Genomic DNA, 20,748 nt, shown 5'->3' on the forward strand with positions numbered 1-20,748 from the left:
GCATTCGCCAATCCTTTATGGCGAGTGACTTAGTTGCATTTATGCAGTAAGAAAGAATTTACACTTTCTTACCCACTAAAAAAGAGACAGGTTAGTAACCCCGTCTCTTCATCATAGGTATAAAATGCTTGTTTTATTACAACTTTTTATCCAACCTGAAAAATTCCCTAGCATTTTTAGTAGTGTTCTCACTTAACTCTTCAACAGTAATCTCTCGTAATTCTGCTATTTTTTCGGCGACCAGCGTTACATAACTTGGTTCATTTCGCTTCCCACGATTTGGATGTGGAGCAAGAAAAGGTGCATCTGTTTCTACAAGTAACCGATTTAATGGAACTTTAACGGCTACCTCCTTTGGATCAGAAGCATTTTTAAATGTTACTGGACCGCCGAGAGAAATATAAAAATTCATGTCTAAACATTCCTGCACGTAATCGACAGTATCGTTATAACAATGCATGATACCGCCAACTTCTTTAGCGTTTTCCTCCTGCAAAATAGCAATAATGTCCTCAGTTGCCTCACGGTTATGAATGATAATTGGCATGTCGATCTTTTTTGCAAGTCTAATTTGTTTCCTAAATACGTCCTTTTGCACATCCTTAGGTGACTTATCCCAGTGATAATCCAATCCCATTTCGCCAATTGCAACGACTTTGGGATGAGCAGAAAGTTCTTCAATCCAAGCTAAATCTTCTGGTGTCATATCGATTGCATCAACTGGATGCCAGCCTACAGCAGCATATATTGTATCGTATTGTTCTGCTATCTGTATCGCAAGTGGTATGGTCTCCCTGTCAAACCCAACAACCACCATATGTGTAACACCTGCCTCAAAAGCGCGTTTTATCACTTCATCTCTATCCTCTTCAAATTGTCTAGCATTTAAATGTACATGTGTATCAAAAAGCACATAATCACTCCTTATTAGAAAAACTTTGCTTATCGCCAAGTCTGAATGGCGAAAGCCTTAGTTGCATTATGCAGTAAGAAAGTATTTATACTTCTTACCTGCAAATAAAGGTCTGGCTCCCCATTGTCAAGAAGCCAGACCTTACGTTTTATTTTACTACCGAACCATTTGGTAAGGATTGTTCAACTGTTGCAAGTGACAGCTTTCCGTCAGCATCTTCTCCAGATAAGATCATACCTTCAGACATTTCACCACGTAATTTAACTGGCTTTAAATTAGTGATGCAAATAACCTTTTTCCCAACTAGTGATTCTGGGCTATAGTGCTCAGCAAGACCAGAAACTACTTGTCGTTTTTCTTGACCTAAATCGAGTTGCAGTTTCAATAACTTATCGGCCTTTTTCATTTTCTCAGCTTTTATTACCTCTGCTACACGCAAATCGAGTTTCATGAAGTCTTCATAAGCAATTAAATCTTTTGCCTCAGTCTCAGTTGCCGCTGGTTCTTCTTTAGGTGTTGCCGGGTTTTGCATCATTGCTTTTATTGTCTGGACTTCTTCTTCAACATCTAACCGAGGAAAGATTGGTTCACCTTTAATGACGCGTGTTCCTTCTTTAATCTGTCCAAGTGTATATATACTTTCCCATTCTTTATATTTTTCATCTGTGATGCCAATCTGACGAAAGATCTCATTAGGTGATTCTGTCAAAAACGGTTGTAACATAACACCAATGATACGAAGAGAATCTGTTAAATGAGCCATTACATTGCCTAGACGTTCTTTTTTGCTATCGTCCTTCGCTAAGACCCAAGGCTCCGTCTCATCAATGTATTTATTGGTGCGACTTACAAGTTTCCATATTTCTGAAAGTACGACAGAGAACTGCATGTTTTCAAGGGATTCTTCTACCTGATTTATGGTTTCTGTTACAGTCTTTTCCAGACTTGCATCTATCTCTGTTTCAGATTTCCTGTAAGCTGGAACCTGACCGTCAAAGTATTTATCAATCATTGCTACCGTGCGGTTAAGTAAATTACCTAAGTCGTTAGCAAGATCATAGTTGGTACGGTGCACGAATCCTTCTGGTGTGAACACACCGTCCGACCCAAATGGCACTTCTCTTAACAAGTAATAACGAACTGCGTCAAGGCCATAACGATCTACTAGCTGAATTGGATCAACTACATTACCTTTTGATTTTGACATCTTTCCATCCTTCATCAGGATCCAACCATGTGCAAAAACCTTTTTTGGTAGCGGTAAATCTAGTGCCATCAACATGATTGGCCAGTAAATCGTATGGAAACGCACAATTTCCTTACTCATTAGGTGGACGTCTGCAGGCCAATAGTTTTGGAACTTACCGTCGTCATCCGTATCATACCCAAGAGCAGTGATATAGTTGCTCAATGCATCAATCCATACATAAATAACATGCTTTGGATCACTCGGAACCTTTACACCCCAATCAAACGATGTACGTGATACTGCTAAATCTTCAAGTCCTGGCTTGATAAAGTTATTGAGCATTTCGTTCTTTCGACTTTCCGGTTGGATAAATCCTGGGTTTTCATCATAATGTTTGACCAATCGATCGACATATTTACTCATTTTGAAGAAATACGATTCTTCTTTCACTTTCTCAACTTGTCCACCGCAATCAGGGCAGTGCCCGTCTTCTAATTGACGTTCTGTGAAGAATGACTCGTCTGATGTACAATACCAGCCCTCGTATTGATCTAAATATATATCACCTTGTTCAAGCAGTTGGGTAAATATTTTTTCAACGACCTTTTTATGGCGTACTTCAGTTGTGCGAATAAAATCATCATTCGTTACTTTAAGCTTTTTCCAAAGACCCTGAATCCCCTCAACTATTTCATCAACATAATCTTGTGGAGATACACCTTTTTCCTCCGCCTTACGCTGGATCTTTTGTCCGTGTTCATCTGTCCCGGTTAGATACATTACATCAAACCCACGCATCCGCTTATACCTTGCTATTGCATCGCCAGCTACCGTTGAATAGGCATGGCCAATATGTAATTTACCACTTGGGTAATAGATCGGTGTTGTAATATAGAATGTTTTTTTATCATTCACCATGAAACTACCTCCTTTTTCCAACCGCTATTGACAAGATTGGATATGAAAACTAATACTATTGTAGCGATTTTATCATAAAATTTCCATTATCATATAATCGGTTCGACAAATATTCTTAAAAACGACATTAAACAACTAAATTACCTTATTGATAAAACTTTCTAATTTGTCAATATTTTAAGCAAATACAAATTGACATAAGTGGAAATCGTTGGTACTATATTTTTAGAAACATGTCGAATCTTGACGAATTTACGTCTTTTACCTGGGGGAAAACTGAATGAAGTCTACTGGAATTGTCCGTAAAGTTGATGAACTCGGCCGAATTGTCATCCCGATTGAGCTAAGACGAACGCTTGATATTCACGAAAAAGACTCGTTGGAAATCTATGTTGATAATGACAAAATTATTCTTAACAAATACAAACCTAATATGACATGTCATATTACTGGTGAAGCCTCCAATGAAAACCTATCGTTGGCAAGTGGAAAACTAACACTTAGTCCCGATGGAGCGAAACAACTAATCAAAGAACTGCAATCTAAATTCAATGTCTAAATATGTCGATTATACTACCAAAAGAAGAACTGTGAGTTGTCTACTGAAATAGTGGCAAGTCATGGTTCTCCTTCTGTTTTCATCCATTAACCATTAATATGATATGTTTGGTATACTTCACGCTTAGCCATTTTCCGATCAAGAGCAACTTGCTTTATCGCTTCTTTACTCGATAAACTCTCTTCTATATAATGTTTCACATGTTCCACTACTGATAAATGACTCCACCAGAGGGCATCTTGTGAAGTTATACTTTCTTTACTACCTTCAACAACTATACAAAATTCTCCTCTTAATTCCGTCGCTTCAATCCAACCTAGTACCTCTGATGCGGTTCCCCGTATATATTCTTCAAACCGCTTCGTTAGTTCTCTTGCAAGCGTAAGTTTTCGGTCACCAAACTGCTCGTAAATGGCGGACACAGTTTCCTTTAATCGATGGGGAGACTCGTAAAATAATAGGGTTGACTGCATTACTTTCATCCGTTCCAATTCGACTAGTCTATCCTTTTTCTTTCTGGGTAAAAAACCATAAAACAAAAATTCAGTCGTTGGTAAACCAGATCCTATAAGTGCACACAATGCAGCATTAGCCCCTGGGAGAACAACTACTGGTATTGTTGCTTCAATAGCTGATTGGACCATTCCGTACCCTGGATCAGAAATGCCAGGCATACCTGCATCACTTACGAATGCAATTGACTCCCCATTTTCTAACCTCGCTAGTAACTGATGTCCACGTGATTCCTGGTTGTGCTCATGGTAGCTGATGAGCGAGGTTGAGATATCAAAATGATTAAGTAATCTTTTGGTATTACGTGTGTCTTCCGCTGCTATTAAGGAAACCTCTTGTAACACCTTTAATGCACGGTAAGTTATATCTTCTAAATTACCGATTGGTGTAGGAACAATATAAACAGTCCCCTTATCAGTTGATTCAAAGCTCTTTTGCGTATTCATTTTGTCCCACCTCAAGTTTGTTCGATAAAATTAAGTGCTGTTTTTCATTTCTTTTTAATTGCTTAATCGCATATTCCTTTTTTAACGCTTCTTCTTTTGTTGAAAACTTTTCGATGTATTCTACACTAAATGGCCCCCGGCCCCGTGTGTATTTGGCGCCTTTTCCACATTCGTGCATATGTAAGCGATTTGTTAAATCATTTGTATAACCTGTATAAAGCGTAGAGTCCTTACATTTTAAAATATAAACGATATGTTTATTATCTTCCATGTATAATTTCCTTCGCCTCTGCTGTATAAGTATTATCTTCATCATAGATGTATAAGGGTGGCAATATGGTTAGGTCCGCTTTTCCATCCCGAATCCCTTCAATTAGTAGCATATTTGCTTCGCGACCCATTTTTGGATAAACCAGTCGGATTCGTTTTGGTTCGAGCTTGTATGCACGGAATAAACTAAGAATATCAACAAGTCTACCCGGTCTGTGAACCATTGATACCTTGCCGCCAGGTCGTACATGCAACTTGCATGCCTTCACAACATCTTCTAAGGAACAAAACACTTCGTGACGTGCAATTGTTAAAAAATCGTTTTTGTTTTGTTCATTCTTTGCTGGTGTTTTAAAATAAGGTGGGTTACACGTCACGACATCAAACGAACTATGCCTCAATTCATCCTTCATATTGGTTAGATCACCATGTATCATTGTTATTTGCTCATTTAACTCATTTAAATCTAGGCTTCTGGTTGCCATATCATGCAAACGCTTCTGTATTTCCACCCCAGTTATCTGGGCACGTGATCGTCTTGTTAAAAGGAGCGGAATAACACCATTGCCACTACATAAATCTAATATTTGACCCTTTTTAATTGGGACATAGGTAAAATGCGCAAGTAGGACAGCGTCAAGAGAAAAAGAGAAAACTGTTGGACTTTGAATAATTTGCATATCGTCCTCTTTTAATAAGTAATCTATCCGCTCGTCATCAAATAATTGTACCATTTTATTAAACCCTTTCTCTTCCTATGTAAGAAAAGCTGTCTCGTTTGTCTTAGGCAAAGACAACGAGACAGCTGATCACTAATTTATTTATTTTTGTTTAAGAACAATAAACAAAACAGACAATCTTCATCCTGCCTTGGACTACCAAAATGAACGTTACAAATGTGGAAACCTTCTTCATATAACCTTGCTAAGTTATCATACCCTTCACCAGGAATTTCACTCTCAGCATGACTATGGTCATTATCTGTATTTTCATCTTGCTTTTCGCCACCGTCTAAGCGATTGCGTAGATGGTGGTTTTCCATGGCAAGTCTATTGTTCTCCTCAAGCATTTTACCCAAATGATCTTTTAAATCACCCAGTTGCTCATATAGCTCACCTATTCGCTTTTCCATATCTGATACTTGATCAAACACTTCTCGTTTCTTCACGCCTTCTACACCCCACTATTCTGTGGCTTGCGCTTTTATTATTCCTTCATCGACCAATTCATCTAACGTGTATTCAATTACACGTTCTTTTTCAGGAATTTCAATTTGAACGACACGTTCTAGGATGTTCATACCAACCACTTTTCCTTTACCGAATGGAGTAATCACCTTTTCCCCATAATCCGGTAAGGTACGTTTTGCTGTCTCGTAATCGTCATTCTCATATTTCAAGCAACACATTAAACGACCACACAAACCAGAAATTTTTGCTGGATTTAAAGATAAGTTTTGATCTTTTGCCATTTTAATAGAAACTGGCTCAAAATCCCCTAAGAATGTTGAACAGCAAAGCATACGACCACAAGGACCGATTCCTCCCAACATTTTTGCCTCGTCTCTAACTCCGATCTGCCTAAGCTCTATTCTTGTCTTAAATAAAGCAGCCAAATCCTTTACTAAGTTGCGAAAATCAACTCTTCCATCTGCCGTAAAATAAAAAATTATTTTATTACGGTCAAAGGTATACTCTACCTCTACTAGTTTCATATCTAGTTTATGTTCGGTTATTTTTTCAGAACAGGTTCTTAGTGCCTTTTCTGAGAGCTGATGATTTTCTGCAACCGTCATTTTATCTTTCTCATCTGCCAAGCGAAGTACACGTTTAAGTGGCAATACAACATCCTCAACGTCTACTTGTTTACTTGCGATGACAACTTTACCAAACTCTATACCTCGAACCGTTTCAACAATAACATATCCATCTAAGGTAATGTTATGATCTCCAGGATCGAAATAATATATTTTACCCGCTTTTTTAAAACGGACACCAATAACTTCAATCATTTAATTCACCTCTGTATATGAAGTGTAAGCTGTTCTATCACTAGTGTAGGATGAACATTTTGCTTCAATTTTCGCTTCGCCTGAAGAATAAGTTGTAAGATAGATAAAGCCCTTTCCTGCGAAAAATATAAAGCTGCTTGTTCCAAATTTGCGTCCTGTTTGCGGTACATGACTAGCTCTTCGTATTCAATATGGAAATAGATAATATCTTTGAAGGCTAATAGCAGCAAATCTAATCCTTGTTCAAGCTGATTTCTCTCTTTGAAGTGGGCTAACCATTGATTATGAATATATAAATATACTTCTTCAGGTTTTACGATAAACATTTCTACCAATTGTACCACTAATTTTCTAGCCTGTGCAAACCACTCATTACCATTTAGCTCAATCGCTTCGTTTAAATTATTAGTTAGTGCTCCCAGCAGTGCTGCATTACTCTCGGCAACGCCTGCATTTAGTAATTGTTTTTGAAATTGCTCTGGATTTAGTGGCTGCAGGTCAAGTAACTGACAGCGGGATCGTATAGTAGATAGAATGGATTGGCTGTTTTCTGTTAGCATTATGGCAGTTGTTTCTAAATTTGGTTCCTCCAGGAATTTCAATATACGATTGGCAGCATTTGTTGTTAATGTATCTGCATCTTTTATTATATACACTTTTCTCGCTGACTCAACCCCACTATACTTGAACTCTTTCTGTAAATCATCTATTTGTTCTTTTTTAATGGATAGTCCATCAGGTTCAATCCAATGAACATCTGGGTGGTTACCAGAATCAATTCGCTTGCATGTAAGGCAGTTATTACACGGGTCCTCATCAATTCGATTTTTACAAAATAATACCTTTGCAAGTAACCTTGCAATTTCTACCTTGCCTGTACCTCGTTCCCCATGAATCAAGTATGCATGGGAAATGCGATCTTTCTGTATACTGTTTACCATAATTTTACTTGTTAAGGGTTGAATGGCTGCAATCTGAGACCATGTTTTCATGACTTCCATCCTTACGTGTACAAATTAACTAACAATCCTTTAATTTCTCCAATTAGACCGAGTAAATCAACGTTTTTCTTTTCCTGGTTCATTAATTCTTCCGTTAATTCAATTAGTTTCTCATCTATTTCTTTCACAATTGAAAGCTTTTGGTTACGACTGTCTAATCCAAAGCTATGCGTTTGCTTTAAATCCAGTCCGTTGTATACCGTTTCCTGAAGAAAATCTTTGACCATTCGCTTGAATTTCACAAGATCCTTAAACGAACGGTATCTTGCGAGTTTTTCACCCTGAACGGTAATGCCCTTCATTAAAAACTGGAGCTCTTGTGCCTTCATTTTATGTGATTGGGTTTGTACTAGTCCATTGAAGTTTTGCTTTCCATCAAATGTTGATCTCGCTTGTTTATTCGTTGCTTCTAATTGTGAACGGATATCTTGACTAATTTTCATATATTAGCCCCTTTTAACATGAAATTTTCAACGCTTGTCCATCGTCATTCGCGGGCAACCACTATGCCCGCTTGGTAAACAGTCACCTATTAAAATTGGAAAAATGATTCTATTGGTAACACAAATACTGTTGCTCCACCGACTTCAACCTGTACTGGTTTTGGAATATACGAATCTGCATTCCCCCCCATAGGTGAGATGGGTGCAACCATCTGTTCCCGCTGCGAGCAATTTTCTCGGATAATATCTAGCGCTTCATCCAAATATTCATCTTGGCAACCGATCATAAGAGTCGTATTTCCTTCTTTTAAAAAGCCACCAGTTGTTGCAAGTTTAGTGGTTTTAAAGTTTTCATCACCTAAAGCATCAACCAGCCTATTGGAATCCTTATCCTGGACAACTGCAATGACAAGCTTCATCATGAAACTCTCCCTTTTAAAATTATTTAGACTTGGCTGTTCACCAAGTATTAATGCGACAAGCTTTGTTTTTCTTTCTTAATCAACTCTTACTACTAATAAAACGGTTAATTTGTTCTAACGCTGCTAATTTAACCTGTTCCATTGACTGATCTGCAGCAATGGTTTTGATACGTGCAGGGGATTTCTTAACAAGTAAATGATAAGCCTCATATACCAATTCATGAAAATGCAAATCCTCTAAGTCTAAACGATTCTTTTCTCTATCTTTATTCGCTATTATACGTGCCAATCCCTTTTTTGGTTCGATATCAAAAAATAAAGTTAAATCTGGCATACAATTTTGAATAGCAAATTGGTTTACTGTCAATACTTCGTCCATACCAAGACCCCTGGCATAACCTTGATAAGCTAAACTGCTATCAATAAATCGGTCACATAAAACTACCTTATCCTGTTCTAACGCAGGTAAAACTTTTTCCATTAAATGCTGTCTTCTTGATGCCGCATATAATAATGCCTCAGTCCGGGAATCCATTGCTGTATGGTGCGGATCGAGAATAATATGTCTGATTTTTTCAGCTATTTCAATCCCGCCTGGTTCACGAGTTACTAAAACTTCATAGCCCTTATCTGTAAGTGCTTGCTCAATCAATGGGAGAATAGTTGTTTTACCAGCACCTTCCCCACCTTCAAGCGTAATAAAATATCCGCTCACAACGTGTAATCCCCTTTATATATATAAATACATTTATCAATATCCTTGTTTTGCATCCTGGCACCCTGTTGCAAAAGGTCCTTAACTAAACCTATGTGATTGGCTGTAATCCGCTCCCCCTTCAAAATAATGGGAATGCCTGGCGGATATGGAATAACAGAATCGGCGGCAATCTCTCCAATTGCTTCGTTAAGTGATTGGAGATAAGGTGTTTGTTTCTTCATTAACTTATAGCCCATTGCCAATTCCTCTATAGAATTTGGAAAAACCTTTGTTATCTCTATTGTAGCATGCTTATCCATTATTTTTAATTGTTCTGTCACTATTTTTATCGAATTGCCTAAATGTCGTTTCCCATCAAAAACAGCAAGTCCGTGTATAAACAGAATCTGATTGTATGTTGCAAGCTCAGGATAAATCCCTTTTTCCTCAAACGCATGTGCTACATCGAGCCCAGACAAACCTGGCTTTGTTTGTAATGTTATTTTCAGAGGATCATCCCGGTCAGTTATCGGTAATACGTCCCAAAGAGTACTTTCAGCAAACAGTGAACGTATGTCTCTAACACTTTTCAGTATCAATTTAATATCATTATGGCTCATGGTAGCTAAGAATGATCGCGCAAGATCAAGCGATGCCATAAGTGGATAGGAAGGACTACTTGATTGAATCATTTGCAGGTAATGTGAAATATCCTGTTTTAAAATTAAAGGTGTATTCATATGCAAGTAGGAACTCATTGTCATGCTTGGTGCCATTTTATGTGCAGACTGGACAACCAGATCAGCCCCCAATTCCAGTGCCGAATTAGGAAACGGTTCTCCTAATGAAAAATGAACACCATGAGCTTCATCGACTAACACTGGAATATTATGTACATGTGCGTAATCGATAACAGATTTGATATCATATGTTTTCCCAAAGTAGTCAGGATATGTCAAAACGACTCCCTTTGAATCTGGATTCAAATCGATTGCTTGTTTAATAGAATCAAGGCTTGGACTAGTATAACGGTTAACAGTATGATCATATTCAGGAGCAATAAAAACCGGTCTTGCCCCGGCTAACTCCAATCCATTCATTACCGATTTATGACTGTTCCGCTGAACAATTATTTTATCCCCATCCGAACAAACAGACAGAATCATTGCCAAGTTGCCAGCGGTACTTCCTCCAACCAAAAAGAATGTATGGTCAGATCCAAAGTAATCTGACGCTAGTTCCTCCGCTTCTGCAATTACCCCAAACGGTGCGTGCAGGTCATCCAATCCCGACAATTCTGTCATATCAAGTGATAAAGCAGAACCAAAAACAGCCTTAGCCTGCTCAGGGAACAATGTGCCATTTTTATGACCTGGAACATGAAAAGAAATTGGTTTTTTACCGGAAAAATTTACTAACTTATTATAAATTGGTGTCTCCCTTTGCCTTTGCTTCACTTCAACGAACGCCCCATTTACTTTTGATTACTTCCTCAATTTTTATCTTTTGAATCATTACTCCAGCTCTGCATCTTGTCATCCTCATCGAATTCAATAACAACTTCTGTGACTCCTCTTTCCTGTAAAATTTTATTTTCAATTTTGTCTCGAACTGCGTCAGCTTCAGATACTGTCATATTGGGGGAAAATTCAATTTTTAATTCGACATGCAACTCGTCGCCCTCTTTAACAACCATTAGCTTTTTTATATCTTTTACGTGTTGTTCTGCAAAAACAAGTTCCCCTATTTTTTTCTCCATTTCTTCATCAGCTACACCTAAAACACCAGCAGCGTTATCAAGAAAGACACGTCCTACAACGTAAAACAGCATTAAACCAATTATAACGGAAGCGTATCCTTCTGCCTGATGAAATGGGGTATATGTCCCAATAACAATGGCTAACATTGCAATTAACGCACCCACTGTAGCAACCAGATCCTCAAGGAACACGAGTTTTGTTGCTGGTTTAGCATTTCCAACATTTTTGAAGCTTGTTGTAACTATACCGAACCCTTTAACTTCTTTTTCTCCCATTTCCTCTAATATCTCTTTCATTGCCTTATAAAGAACGAAAGACTCAAGTATTGCTGCGACACCCAGAACAGAAATGTTTAACCAGAACCATGAACCAGTTTCTGAAGGTTCAACAATATGATGAATCCCTTCTTTTATTGTTTCGTATGCTAAAATACCAACCACTAGAACAGCACCAAGTAATACCAAATTCACCAGTCTTGCAAACCCGCCTGGAAAACGATCTGTTGGTGCCTTTTTGCTTAAAGCTGATCCTATAAAAACAAAGAATTGATTGGCCATATCACCAATACTGTGCATCATTTCAGCGAACATCGCAACATTACCTGTGATAAAAAAGGTAAAAGCTTTTATAATCGCTATAACTGCATTCATAATGCTCGCCCATAAAGCAGATTTACTACCTTTTTTAAGTAATCCAAGAAACTCTTTCATTTTTTACTCCTTTCATCCATGCTAAAGGCTTTTATTTATAAGGCAGTTTTCTAAAAATTGTTGTGTTTGACATAAAAACTATAGGTTGCGAAGTATGCGCAGAGTTGTTTTCCGCGGGCACGGCCTCAGCCTCCTTGCCCTGACAAGGGGTATGCCGATGTTGTCCGCAAAGGACGGTCTTAGTCGGCACGCGTTATCTACCGCTCACTGCGGGGGTCTTCAGACTGTTCCTTTCGAGGCCACTGTAAAACTTATATATGGTACAAATTGTGTCGATCTGCCGTCGCATCTTCGAATATACTTCGCGCACCTTAGGGAGAGTGCCGAGCCTCCTCGGACTAACGTCCTGCGGTGTCTCGTCGATCTCTTACTTCCCGCAGGAGTCTACGTATATTCAAGATGCTAATTTGAAGTGAAAGTTAAATTTTTAAAATCTACCGCTTTTTCAGCGGCCTCGTTCCTTTCCCACTGGAGTCTCGCATTTTTACGCAGTTTAGTTAGCTTTCTGTTCAAGTGAGAAAAGTTCCCGTGAAAATATAGGATTCTTAGTGAAGGCAGAATACGAAGACTCCTACGGGAACAGCGCGAGTCCGAAGACCCCGGAAGAAGCGTTCTTTGCTTCTGAGGAGACTGAGGCCGTGCCCGTGGAAAGCGAAGTATTCTGCCGGAACGGCGTCGAAAAAACTTTCACTACATCACAGTTTGTATCAAGCGCGGGTGCTAAAAAAAAAAAGCGACAACATTTACGAAAGTAGCCTTTTTTTTATTAACTTTCATGTATGTACCTATTTTTGCTTAATATCATCTTCCTACTCATTAGGTTACCAATTTAGGTGAAAAAAAACCATTGTAATTAAAAATTTTTGTGAGTAGCGTCAACACGTGAAGAAATTTAAAAATGGCAAACAAAAAAGCCTTTGCATCGGTTTCGCAAAAGCTTAACAATATCTATGAATATAACCTTGGTTGATTCATATTTTTTAATTTTTGTAGATAATAATTGTATTTTTCTTCTCTTGGCTCGGTGTGAATCATATTCTGTTCACATTCACAGCAGATAAAAAGTGTGTATAAATGAATTCCTCTTTCTTTCTCTTCCTCACAAATTCCACAGCACTCATTTACATTGGTTGCTTTCATTTCCCCACCTCCGTTAGTTAGTTTCTCCTAATCTAACGAAATATATACATAGATTCTTTTAATCAATGAATCTGTTCTACAGTAAAGTATATGAGGATACCACCAAAATGTGTCTGTACACACTATACAATAAGAAAAATATGAATGGCAGTAAGAGAGGCGAGACCAAAAATCCCTAAAAATCCAGCGATTGCAGTAGTAAAAAGATTAATAGGTATGTGAAGACCAATTGTTCCTCCAAATACATTCAAGAAAAATAAAAACAGTACACCAATTGCTAATTTGACAACTCCTTGTCCAACAAAACGCATTGGTTTAGCTGGAGCGCCAACAAATAAAACCAATACAATTAATGCAACAATTATAGAAATAACGATTGTTGAGGTCAAAATAACCTACTCCTTCCTTGTCCCCTTTTTACTACATATGAGAGGAAACAAGGAAAAAGACCAATTTATTGTTTATTAATCGTAACGGATAGCACTAATTTTACGGTGTCTAGCCTCACGCAATAAGAACAGGTATTTTGCCTGGGAAAATTTTTCCCTGAATATTGCTGTTTCTGTTGGTTCTATACTTTGTTCAACAATTGACTCTATACTTTTCCATTCTTTTTCCAGAACAAAAATTGTGTCGAGCAATTCTTCATCAACATATTTTTTTTTATATTTTTTTCCCATGTTCTCACCCAACTTCTACAATTCTCTTCGTCCCTCTAAGGCTTTTGATAAGGTTACCTCGTCGGCATATTCCAAGTCTCCACCAACAGGTAATCCGTGAGCAATCCGTGTTGTACGGATGCCGGACGGCCTGACCAAACGTGAGATATACATAGCAGTTGCTTCGCCTTCGATGTTTGGATTTGTAGCTAGAATTAATTCCTCAACGTCTTCTGTTTTCAAACGATTAAGTAAATCAGGTACGTTTATATCCTCAGGGCCAATACCATCCATAGGTGAAATTGCTCCGTGGAGAACGTGGTATTTACCTCTAAATTCTTTCATTTTTTCCATGGCAATAACGTCCTTTGGATCTTGCACAACACAAATAATGGATTCATCACGTGAAGTATCCTGACAAATTGAGCACGGATCCTGATCTGTTATATGACCACAAATAGTACAATGTGTAAGCTCACGCTTTGCATTTACTAATGCATTGGCAAAGTTAAGCACATCATCATCCTTCATGTTTATAACAAAAAAAGCCAGACGGACTGCAGTTTTCGGTCCGATCCCTGGCAATTTTGTAAAGCTGTCAATAAGTTTAGCAATTGGTTCTGGATAATACATTAAAGTGCCTCCTAGAACATTCCAGGCATATTCATCCCTTTTGTGAATTGTCCCATAGTGTCATTCGTTTTGTCTTCAATTTGTTTTAATACGTCATTTGTTGCAGCTAGAATTAAATCCTGAAGCATTTCCAAATCGTCAGGGTCCACAACCTCTTCTTTAATCTCTACATCTGTAATCTCTTTTTTTCCATTAGCTGATACTGTAACCATTCCTCCACCAGCTGATGCTTCAAACGTCATTTCATGTAATTCTTCTTGTGCAGCCGCCATTTTCTTTTGCATCTTCTGCATTTGTTTCATCATATTTCCCATATTACCTTTCATAAGTAACTCCTCCTAGTATGTTTTAATCGTGAATCTCCAACAAATCATCTCCAACGAGTTTCCTCGCTTCATCAATGAGTGGATCTGCTGTTGTTTCTTGTTCTTCCTGGTTTGTGGTCTCTTCCTGTTTGTTTATATATTCATTTCGTAATTCCTGCCAATTATTCTCTGGGATTGGAATAATCGTTAACTCTTTTCCGATTGACTTAGTTAAAACAGCCTCAACAGTCTCCCTATTATCTAAAAATAAGGAACAGTGTATTTCATATTTAAATGCAACAACAAGTGCTGTATCTGATGCTGCAGCTGGTTTACTATCTTGGATTGTCGCGTGTGCAGGAGCATTTGCCTTTTTTAATGCGCTTAAAAAAGATCCCCATTCAGATTGAACCTGCTTTAGTGAAACCTTCTCAGCCGACTGCAGAACATGCCTGATTTTTTCATAAGGCGTTTTGTAACTGTTCTTTGATGCTCTCGATTGTGCTCTTCTCGGTTTCTCAGCTGGTGCAGCTGCATTAGGCGCGGGTGCTGCATTCTTCCACTTCTGCAGCTCCTTTTCGAGTATTTCTACTTTGTCTGATAATTTTTGAAGTGCTTCATCACTGACTGTTGCTTTAACAGACTCTGTACTCTCTGATTGTTTTGTATCACTTTTTGAAAGACTTAAAACCGCAATTTCTATGAAAACTTTTGGACTGTTACTCCATTTAATTTCCTGTTGACATTGATTCAATTCCATTATGGCATTCCGAATCCAATCAACCGTCACAAGCTTTGCAAGTTCTTTAAACGCTTCATCAATTATGGCCCGTTCTAAAATGCCTTCTAGTGATGGAGCACTTTGATATAGCATAAGGTCACGCAGAAAGTAAATAAGATCAAATACAAATCTTCCCGGATCTTTTCCATTTTGAACGATCTCATCTAATAATTTTAGCGCCTTTTGAACATCCTGTTTGTACATTTCCTGAACAATATCAGTTAAAACCTGTTGAGATACGCCACCTGTCACAGCTAGAACATCCTGTAATGTGACACTATCACCACTATAGGATATCGCTTGATCAAGAATACTTAATGCATCACGCATTCCGCCCTCAGCTGCCAAGGCAACTGTCTCGAGTGCGTCAGATGACACGGAAACTTTTTCCTGATCCAAAATGGTATGCATTCTATCTACAATTGCTTTACTTGATATTGGTTTAAAATCAAACCGTTGACACCTTGAAATGATGGTCAATGGAATTTTATGTGGTTCGGTTGTGGCTAAAATAAACACCACATGCTTTGGTGGTTCTTCCAGTGTTTTTAATAATGCATTAAAAGCATTAACAGATATCATATGTACCTCATCAATAATGTACACTTTGTAGGGAACTACACTTGATGCATATTTTACCTTGTCACGTATTTCACGTATATCTTCAACGCTTGTGTGTGAGGCAGCGTCCATTTCAATGATATCCGAAATCGAACCATCCTGGATACCACGGCATGCATCACATTCATTGCAAGGTTCACGAACAGGTGCTTTTTCACAATTAATTGTCTTAGCAAAAATCTTTGCAGCACTAGTTTTTCCAGTTCCACGAGGACCTGAAAAAAGGTACGCATGCGAAAATTTTTCCTGCTCAATCGCATTCTGTAATGTACGTGTTATATGTGATTGTCCCACAACATCCGTGAAATTCCTCGGACGCCATACGCGATATAATGCTTGATAGCTCATAATGGCTGTTCCCCTTTATTTATTCATCTTTAATTATACCCGAATTTGGGGGTGAATGTGAACCATAGCGATAAGTTTATTTAACTTAATTATAGAAAAATCTTAACTTGTTTTAGGAAAATTGGCTTATCGTTAAGTTATAATGGCGAAAGAATTGTTATTAACCTTCCTTAACAGTGTAAAAAAAGCCCTTGCCTGGTTACCCTGACAAAGACTTTTGTAGATTATTTATGTAAAGCCGTGCACCTACCATCGATATGGCGACCCTATGCGTTACGCAAGTTCATGGCTCGGCCTAGGCTTCCCCGCGGCACACGGAAATGATCACTTACTGCTGCTTCCTTCCGGACCTGACAGAATTCATGAGTTTCCATTGCGCAGGACCTGAGCGTCAACACCAATTCCTTACGGCAGACCATAAAGTCGTCATACCTCAGATAGGAATTCGGTCTCGCTATAGCGGATTGCGAGTACAGGGCACCGCTACCTCCCCACTTAGCACGGCGAATTCAATTATAACTAATTTCAACCAAGATTGCAATAGACAAGTAGCGGTAAATAATGACAGGTAATGAATGTAGTATGCGATTATCTACCATCGTTTGGACTTTATCAACAGTTATCCTGATTTTATCAACCTTCGTTTCGAGTATCCCGTTTTTTCATCCTTAGCTCTCTAAAGAAATCGGTTAACAACTTACTACATTCTTTTTCCATTACTCCACTTTCCAGCTCGACCTGATGGTTAAAGCGGGAGTCATTTAATAAGTTCATCAACGATCCTGCGCAACCCGCTTTTGGGTCAAATGCTCCAAATACAACACGCTTAATTCTCGATTGAACGATTGCACCAGCACACATTGGGCATGGCTCAAGTGTCACATATAGTGTGCAATCCTCTAAACGCCAGCTACCCATCCTGTCATTTGCTTCTTGAATAGCAATTAATTCAGCGTGTGACAATGTAGATTGTATTGTTTCACGTATATTGTATCCAGTTGCAATTACTTCCCCTTGGTATACGATGACGGATCCAATAGGTACTTCATTCCGATCTCTTGCATATAATGCCTGTTTTATTGCTTCCTGCATAAATGTAGTATCCATAAACATAATACCTCCTTTTTGATTAGTCCGTGTACTAAAAAGAATAAAATTTCCACTAATGAACACCTTAAATAAAGGAGGTGAAAAGTAATGACGGTTGGTACAAAGATGCAACAAACAATTGCTAGCTGCGAAAGCACACTTGCAAACTTACATTCGTTCTCACTTGAGACACAAAATCAAAATGCCAAACAAATGTTCAATAACTTATCCAATCAACAAAAACAGATTTTAGACAATCTCAATTCACGTCTACAATATATTGAATCGCAAGAACCTCAATATAAACAACAGTAGTTTCCCTAAACATACAATAATGGAAAAACTCCTTAAAATAGGGGTTTTTCTAAAATATAGAGGTGTTTTAATGGATGAATTTATAACTTACGTCTTAAAACCTTTACTGATCTTTGTTATGTCCTATATCTTCATCAGAGTTGGGGGCAAAAAAGCTGTTTCAGAAATGAATAGCTTTGATTTACTGTTTATTCTTGTCCTGGGTACAATTATTAGTGAACCGCTAGTAACGAAGAAGCCTTTTGAAGCATTACTTTACGCTTCTGTATTCTTAATTGTATATATTACTTTTTCCTATTCTGTACTAAATAATAAGTTGCGTTGGTTATTAATTGCGTCCCCTACAGTGTTAATCAGAAATGGTGACATTGATGAAAAGGGACTTCGAAAAGTTAAAATGACTACCGGAGAATTAATTAGTAATTTGAGAATTAAAGGATATGAAAATCCAACTGACATAGAAATTGCTATCATGGAGGACATGGGTAAATTAAGTGTCGTCCAAAAATCATATGCACGGCCTCTTCAACCAAGTGATATTCAATTGCATCCATCTCCAACATTTATTCCTATACCGATAATTATGAATGGACAAATTCTTAATCATAACCTTAAGTTCCTTCAAAAAGATAATGATTGGTTGGACATGCAGCTAAAGGCACATGATTTAAGTCTAGATGATATATCCGGCGTTACATTGGGAACCTACAATCAGCAGGGCACCCTATCCATTGATTCAGATAATCCAAATCTAAAAGGAACGAACAATCCATATTTTTATAAACCAGGAAACCAAAATTAAAAAATAAACCCGGTAAAGTAGGATTCCTTGGAAAAACCCTATCTGCACACATTATAAATGATATAAACTCTAAATGTGAACTAAGAATCAAACTTTTAATTTAATTGGAGTACAAGTGAAGCATTCAAAATTAATTAGTTCTTGCTCCAGGTTATCATCATATATCTGGAACCCCTTTCATACCATGTTAATAGACATCGGTTAGAGGAGGGTTATTATGCAGATTCATGTTGTGAAACAAGGAGACACCATTTTCAATATAGCAAATACATACAATACACCAATGGAAGTGATTATTGAAGCAAACGAGTTAGAAGCACCGGGTGCACTTGTAATTGGGCAAGCACTCGTAATACCAATCGTTGGTCAATTTTATTTTGTACAAGGCGGGGAAAGCTTATATACTATTGCACAAAAGTTCGGTTTAACAGTGCAGGAATTAGCCAGAATTAATAATATTTCAGTAGAGAACACATTGCCTGTAGGATTTCGATTATATATTCCACCACAAGAGGAGCCTGATATCGTATCAGCTGCATACATTGAACCACGAGGAGATGCGGTATCAAGTACACTGGAAACTGCTGCGCGAAAAACATCACCTGTACTAACTTACCTTGCACCGTTCAGCTATACCATTAACCGGGATGGTAGCCTAAACGCTCCACCATTAAACAATTTTAAGACCATTGCAGCCAACAACAATGCGACTCTTATGATGGTAGTTAGCAATCTGGAAGAGGGTGAATTCAGCAAGGAACTTGGTCATATTATTTTAACTGTTCAAGCAGTACAAAATAATCTTTTGGATAACATTGTAAACATTGCCACCTCTGTAGGTTTTTCAGATGTTCACTTTGATCTTGAGTTTTTGCCCCCTGATGATCGCGAAGCCTATAATACCTTTTTAAGAAAAGCAAAAGAGCGTTTAACACAAGCCGGTTTACAAATTTCAACCGCACTTGCACCAAAAACAAGTGCAACACAAGAGGGAGCTTGGTATGAAGCACATGATTATGCCGCCCATGGGGAAATTGTTGATTTCGTTGTGTTAATGACATATGAATGGGGTTATAGCGGTGGGCCACCCCTACCCGTCTCTCCTATAACAAATGTGCGTGAGGTAATAGAGTTCGCTTTATCTGTTATGCCTTCCGAAAAAATTTTAATGGGTCAAAATCTGTATGGCTATGATTGGACACTTCCATTTGTCGAGGGTGGGGAACTCGCGGATGCGCTAAGCCCTCAACAGGCTATTGCCTTAGCACGAAAGGAAAATGTTGCTATTGAGTATGATGAAGAGGATGAAGCACCTTATTTCAGCTATTATGATGCAGAGGGTGCGGAGCATATGGTTTGGTTTGAGGACGCAAGATCAATTCAGGCAAAATTTGATTTAATCAAAGAGTTAAATCTACGTGGTATTGCCTATTGGAAGCTCGGGTTGGCATTCCCTCAAAATTGGTTATTATTACAATCAAATTTTGAAATTGTAAAAATTGATTAACCAGGATTGGCTTCACTTTGAAATCCCTAAATTCTAGAGTGAATTGTTAAAAAACCACGTGAACATAGTAAATGTCCACGTGGTTTTATCGTTTTATTTTAATACATTTAGTGATTCACGATTAAATGCAGGAATATCATCCGGATTTCTGCTTGTCACTAGTTGGTTGTTGCATACGACAACTTCCTCATCCTTAACGGTAGCACCAGCGTACTCCATGTCTACTTGAATAGATTTAAAGCCAGTTGCTTTTCTTCCTTCCAGGGTTTTAGCTGTGATTAACAGTTGTGGCCCGTGGCAGATTGCAAGTACTGGTTTTTTAACATCCATAAAATGTTTTGAAAATGCTACAAATCGTTCATCAGCACGTAATTGGTCTGGCGAGAAACCGCCTGGTATAAATAACGCATCATAGTTGTCAGGATTCACATCATCAATATTTTCATCAATCGTAACTTTTGCCTCTCCATTTTTTCCAGTTACTTTCTTGCCTTTTTCTTTTTCAATCGTTACTACTTCATGACCAGCTTCCTTAAAAGCTTTTGCTGGACCAGTGTATTCCACATCTTCAAACATATCTGTTATAACACATGCTATTTTTTTACTCATTATTCATCGCTCCTTTTAAAAAATGATTCACAAATATTTAGAAATAAAACATATGACGGGCATTTGTATATAATGGTTGATACATTC

General features: G+C 38.0%; 25 protein-coding genes and 1 other RNA gene. 4 read left to right on the forward strand and 22 right to left on the reverse strand.

What is annotated here, in order from left to right; genetic code table 11:
* Positions 1 to 136: 136 nt before the first annotated feature.
* Both ACOI1D_RS11155 and metG read right to left on the reverse strand, forming a co-directional pair.
* Entirely contained in the window at positions 137 to 913 is a 777-nt protein-coding gene (locus ACOI1D_RS11155) for a TatD family hydrolase (protein ID WP_422501367.1), read from the reverse strand.
* Positions 914 to 1,061: 148 nt separating this feature from the next.
* Positions 1,062 to 3,020 carry a methionine--tRNA ligase gene (metG, locus tag ACOI1D_RS11160; RefSeq protein ID WP_422501368.1) on the reverse strand — a complete coding sequence of 653 codons (1,959 nt, stop codon included), beginning with the start codon at positions 3,018 to 3,020 and terminating at the stop codon, positions 1,062 to 1,064.
* 280 nt (positions 3,021 to 3,300) lie between these two features.
* Between metG and ACOI1D_RS11165 the strand changes: the two genes are divergently transcribed.
* Positions 3,301 to 3,579 carry an AbrB/MazE/SpoVT family DNA-binding domain-containing protein gene (locus ACOI1D_RS11165; RefSeq protein WP_422501369.1) on the forward strand — a complete coding sequence of 93 codons (279 nt, stop codon included), beginning with the start codon at positions 3,301 to 3,303 and terminating at the stop codon, positions 3,577 to 3,579.
* An 86-nt stretch (positions 3,580 to 3,665) separates the two neighbouring features.
* On the opposite strand, the gene rsmI is transcribed toward ACOI1D_RS11165, so the two are convergent.
* The 19 genes from rsmI to tadA form a co-directional block, all read right to left on the reverse strand.
* A complete protein-coding gene (gene rsmI, locus ACOI1D_RS11170; protein WP_422501370.1) occupies positions 3,666 to 4,538 on the reverse strand; it encodes a 16S rRNA (cytidine(1402)-2'-O)-methyltransferase in 873 nt (290 codons plus the stop codon).
* Entirely contained in the window at positions 4,516 to 4,809 is a 294-nt protein-coding gene (locus ACOI1D_RS11175) for a GIY-YIG nuclease family protein (protein WP_422501371.1), read from the reverse strand. Before ACOI1D_RS11175 ends, rsmI begins: the two co-directional genes overlap by 23 nt.
* On the reverse strand, positions 4,799 to 5,542 hold the full coding sequence (locus ACOI1D_RS11180; protein WP_422501372.1) for a tRNA1(Val) (adenine(37)-N6)-methyltransferase: 744 nt from the start codon (positions 5,540 to 5,542) through the stop codon (positions 4,799 to 4,801). Before ACOI1D_RS11180 ends, ACOI1D_RS11175 begins: the two co-directional genes overlap by 11 nt.
* 83 nt (positions 5,543 to 5,625) lie before the next feature.
* Positions 5,626 to 5,976, reverse strand: coding sequence for a DNA replication initiation control protein YabA (gene yabA, locus ACOI1D_RS11185; protein WP_422501373.1), 351 nt, complete (start codon positions 5,974 to 5,976; stop codon positions 5,626 to 5,628).
* Positions 5,977 to 5,991: 15 nt separating this feature from the next.
* On the reverse strand, positions 5,992 to 6,819 hold the full coding sequence (locus ACOI1D_RS11190) for a PSP1 domain-containing protein (RefSeq protein WP_422501374.1): 828 nt from the start codon (positions 6,817 to 6,819) through the stop codon (positions 5,992 to 5,994).
* 5 nt (positions 6,820 to 6,824) lie between these two features.
* Positions 6,825 to 7,811, reverse strand: coding sequence for a DNA polymerase III subunit delta' (holB, locus tag ACOI1D_RS11195; protein ID WP_422501375.1), 987 nt, complete (start codon positions 7,809 to 7,811; stop codon positions 6,825 to 6,827).
* Between the two features lie 11 nt (positions 7,812 to 7,822).
* A complete protein-coding gene (locus ACOI1D_RS11200) occupies positions 7,823 to 8,263 on the reverse strand; it encodes a YaaR family protein (RefSeq protein ID WP_422501376.1) in 441 nt (146 codons plus the stop codon).
* A gap of 89 nt (positions 8,264 to 8,352) precedes the next feature.
* On the reverse strand, positions 8,353 to 8,682 hold the full coding sequence (locus ACOI1D_RS11205; RefSeq protein WP_422501377.1) for a cyclic-di-AMP receptor: 330 nt from the start codon (positions 8,680 to 8,682) through the stop codon (positions 8,353 to 8,355).
* 82 nt (positions 8,683 to 8,764) lie between these two features.
* Positions 8,765 to 9,400: a dTMP kinase gene (gene tmk / locus ACOI1D_RS11210; protein ID WP_422501378.1), complete on the reverse strand. Its 636-nt coding sequence runs from the start codon at positions 9,398 to 9,400 to the stop codon at positions 8,765 to 8,767.
* The gene (locus tag ACOI1D_RS11215) at positions 9,397 to 10,839 is read right to left on the reverse strand and encodes an aminotransferase class I/II-fold pyridoxal phosphate-dependent enzyme (RefSeq protein WP_422501379.1); all 1,443 of its coding nucleotides are present in this window, start codon (positions 10,837 to 10,839) and stop codon (positions 9,397 to 9,399) included. The genes tmk and ACOI1D_RS11215 overlap by 4 nt, the downstream gene beginning before the upstream one ends.
* A 35-nt stretch (positions 10,840 to 10,874) precedes the next feature.
* Complete coding sequence (locus ACOI1D_RS11220) at positions 10,875 to 11,852, reverse strand: cation diffusion facilitator family transporter (RefSeq protein WP_422501380.1); 978 nt, start codon at positions 11,850 to 11,852, stop codon at positions 10,875 to 10,877.
* Positions 11,853 to 12,800: 948 nt separating this feature from the next.
* Positions 12,801 to 12,992, reverse strand: a complete 192-nt coding sequence (locus ACOI1D_RS11225; protein WP_422501381.1) for a sigma factor G inhibitor Gin — start codon at positions 12,990 to 12,992, stop codon at positions 12,801 to 12,803.
* A gap of 122 nt (positions 12,993 to 13,114) precedes the next feature.
* The gene (locus ACOI1D_RS11230; protein ID WP_422501382.1) at positions 13,115 to 13,381 is read right to left on the reverse strand and encodes a pro-sigmaK processing inhibitor BofA family protein; all 267 of its coding nucleotides are present in this window, start codon (positions 13,379 to 13,381) and stop codon (positions 13,115 to 13,117) included.
* 75 nt (positions 13,382 to 13,456) lie between these two features.
* Positions 13,457 to 13,672, reverse strand: a complete 216-nt coding sequence (locus ACOI1D_RS11235) for a YaaL family protein (protein ID WP_422501383.1) — start codon at positions 13,670 to 13,672, stop codon at positions 13,457 to 13,459.
* A gap of 15 nt (positions 13,673 to 13,687) precedes the next feature.
* Positions 13,688 to 14,284 (reverse strand): recombination mediator RecR, encoded by a 597-nt coding sequence (recR, locus tag ACOI1D_RS11240; RefSeq protein WP_422501384.1) that lies wholly within the window; start codon positions 14,282 to 14,284, stop codon positions 13,688 to 13,690.
* 11 nt (positions 14,285 to 14,295) lie between these two features.
* The gene (locus ACOI1D_RS11245) at positions 14,296 to 14,610 is read right to left on the reverse strand and encodes a YbaB/EbfC family nucleoid-associated protein (protein ID WP_422501385.1); all 315 of its coding nucleotides are present in this window, start codon (positions 14,608 to 14,610) and stop codon (positions 14,296 to 14,298) included.
* A gap of 22 nt (positions 14,611 to 14,632) precedes the next feature.
* Positions 14,633 to 16,339 (reverse strand): DNA polymerase III subunit gamma/tau, encoded by a 1,707-nt coding sequence (gene dnaX, locus ACOI1D_RS11250; RefSeq protein WP_422501386.1) that lies wholly within the window; start codon positions 16,337 to 16,339, stop codon positions 14,633 to 14,635.
* Positions 16,340 to 16,577: 238 nt separating this feature from the next.
* Positions 16,578 to 16,843: signal recognition particle sRNA large type (gene ffs / locus ACOI1D_RS11255), an RNA gene on the reverse strand.
* Between the two features lie 129 nt (positions 16,844 to 16,972).
* Complete coding sequence (gene tadA, locus ACOI1D_RS11260) at positions 16,973 to 17,452, reverse strand: tRNA adenosine(34) deaminase TadA (RefSeq protein ID WP_422501387.1); 480 nt, start codon at positions 17,450 to 17,452, stop codon at positions 16,973 to 16,975.
* Between the two features lie 84 nt (positions 17,453 to 17,536).
* On the opposite strand from tadA, the gene ACOI1D_RS11265 reads away from it, so the two are divergent.
* The 3 genes from ACOI1D_RS11265 to ACOI1D_RS11275 all read left to right on the forward strand — a co-directional run bounded on the left by ACOI1D_RS11265 (position 17,537) and on the right by ACOI1D_RS11275 (position 20,052).
* Positions 17,537 to 17,743 (forward strand): DUF1657 domain-containing protein, encoded by a 207-nt coding sequence (locus ACOI1D_RS11265; RefSeq protein WP_422501388.1) that lies wholly within the window; start codon positions 17,537 to 17,539, stop codon positions 17,741 to 17,743.
* A gap of 70 nt (positions 17,744 to 17,813) precedes the next feature.
* Positions 17,814 to 18,545 (forward strand): DUF421 domain-containing protein, encoded by a 732-nt coding sequence (locus ACOI1D_RS11270; RefSeq protein ID WP_422501389.1) that lies wholly within the window; start codon positions 17,814 to 17,816, stop codon positions 18,543 to 18,545.
* Positions 18,546 to 18,762: 217 nt separating this feature from the next.
* A complete protein-coding gene (locus tag ACOI1D_RS11275) occupies positions 18,763 to 20,052 on the forward strand; it encodes a glycosyl hydrolase family 18 protein (protein WP_422501390.1) in 1,290 nt (429 codons plus the stop codon).
* A 93-nt stretch (positions 20,053 to 20,145) separates the two neighbouring features.
* On the opposite strand, the gene ACOI1D_RS11280 is transcribed toward ACOI1D_RS11275, so the two are convergent.
* Complete coding sequence (locus ACOI1D_RS11280) at positions 20,146 to 20,661, reverse strand: type 1 glutamine amidotransferase domain-containing protein (RefSeq protein WP_422501391.1); 516 nt, start codon at positions 20,659 to 20,661, stop codon at positions 20,146 to 20,148.
* Positions 20,662 to 20,748: the final 87 nt, after the last annotated feature.

Source organism: Virgibacillus sp. DJP39 (genome assembly GCF_049310925.1).
In the GTDB taxonomy this organism is placed as follows: domain Bacteria; phylum Bacillota; class Bacilli; order Bacillales; family Amphibacillaceae; genus Virgibacillus_F.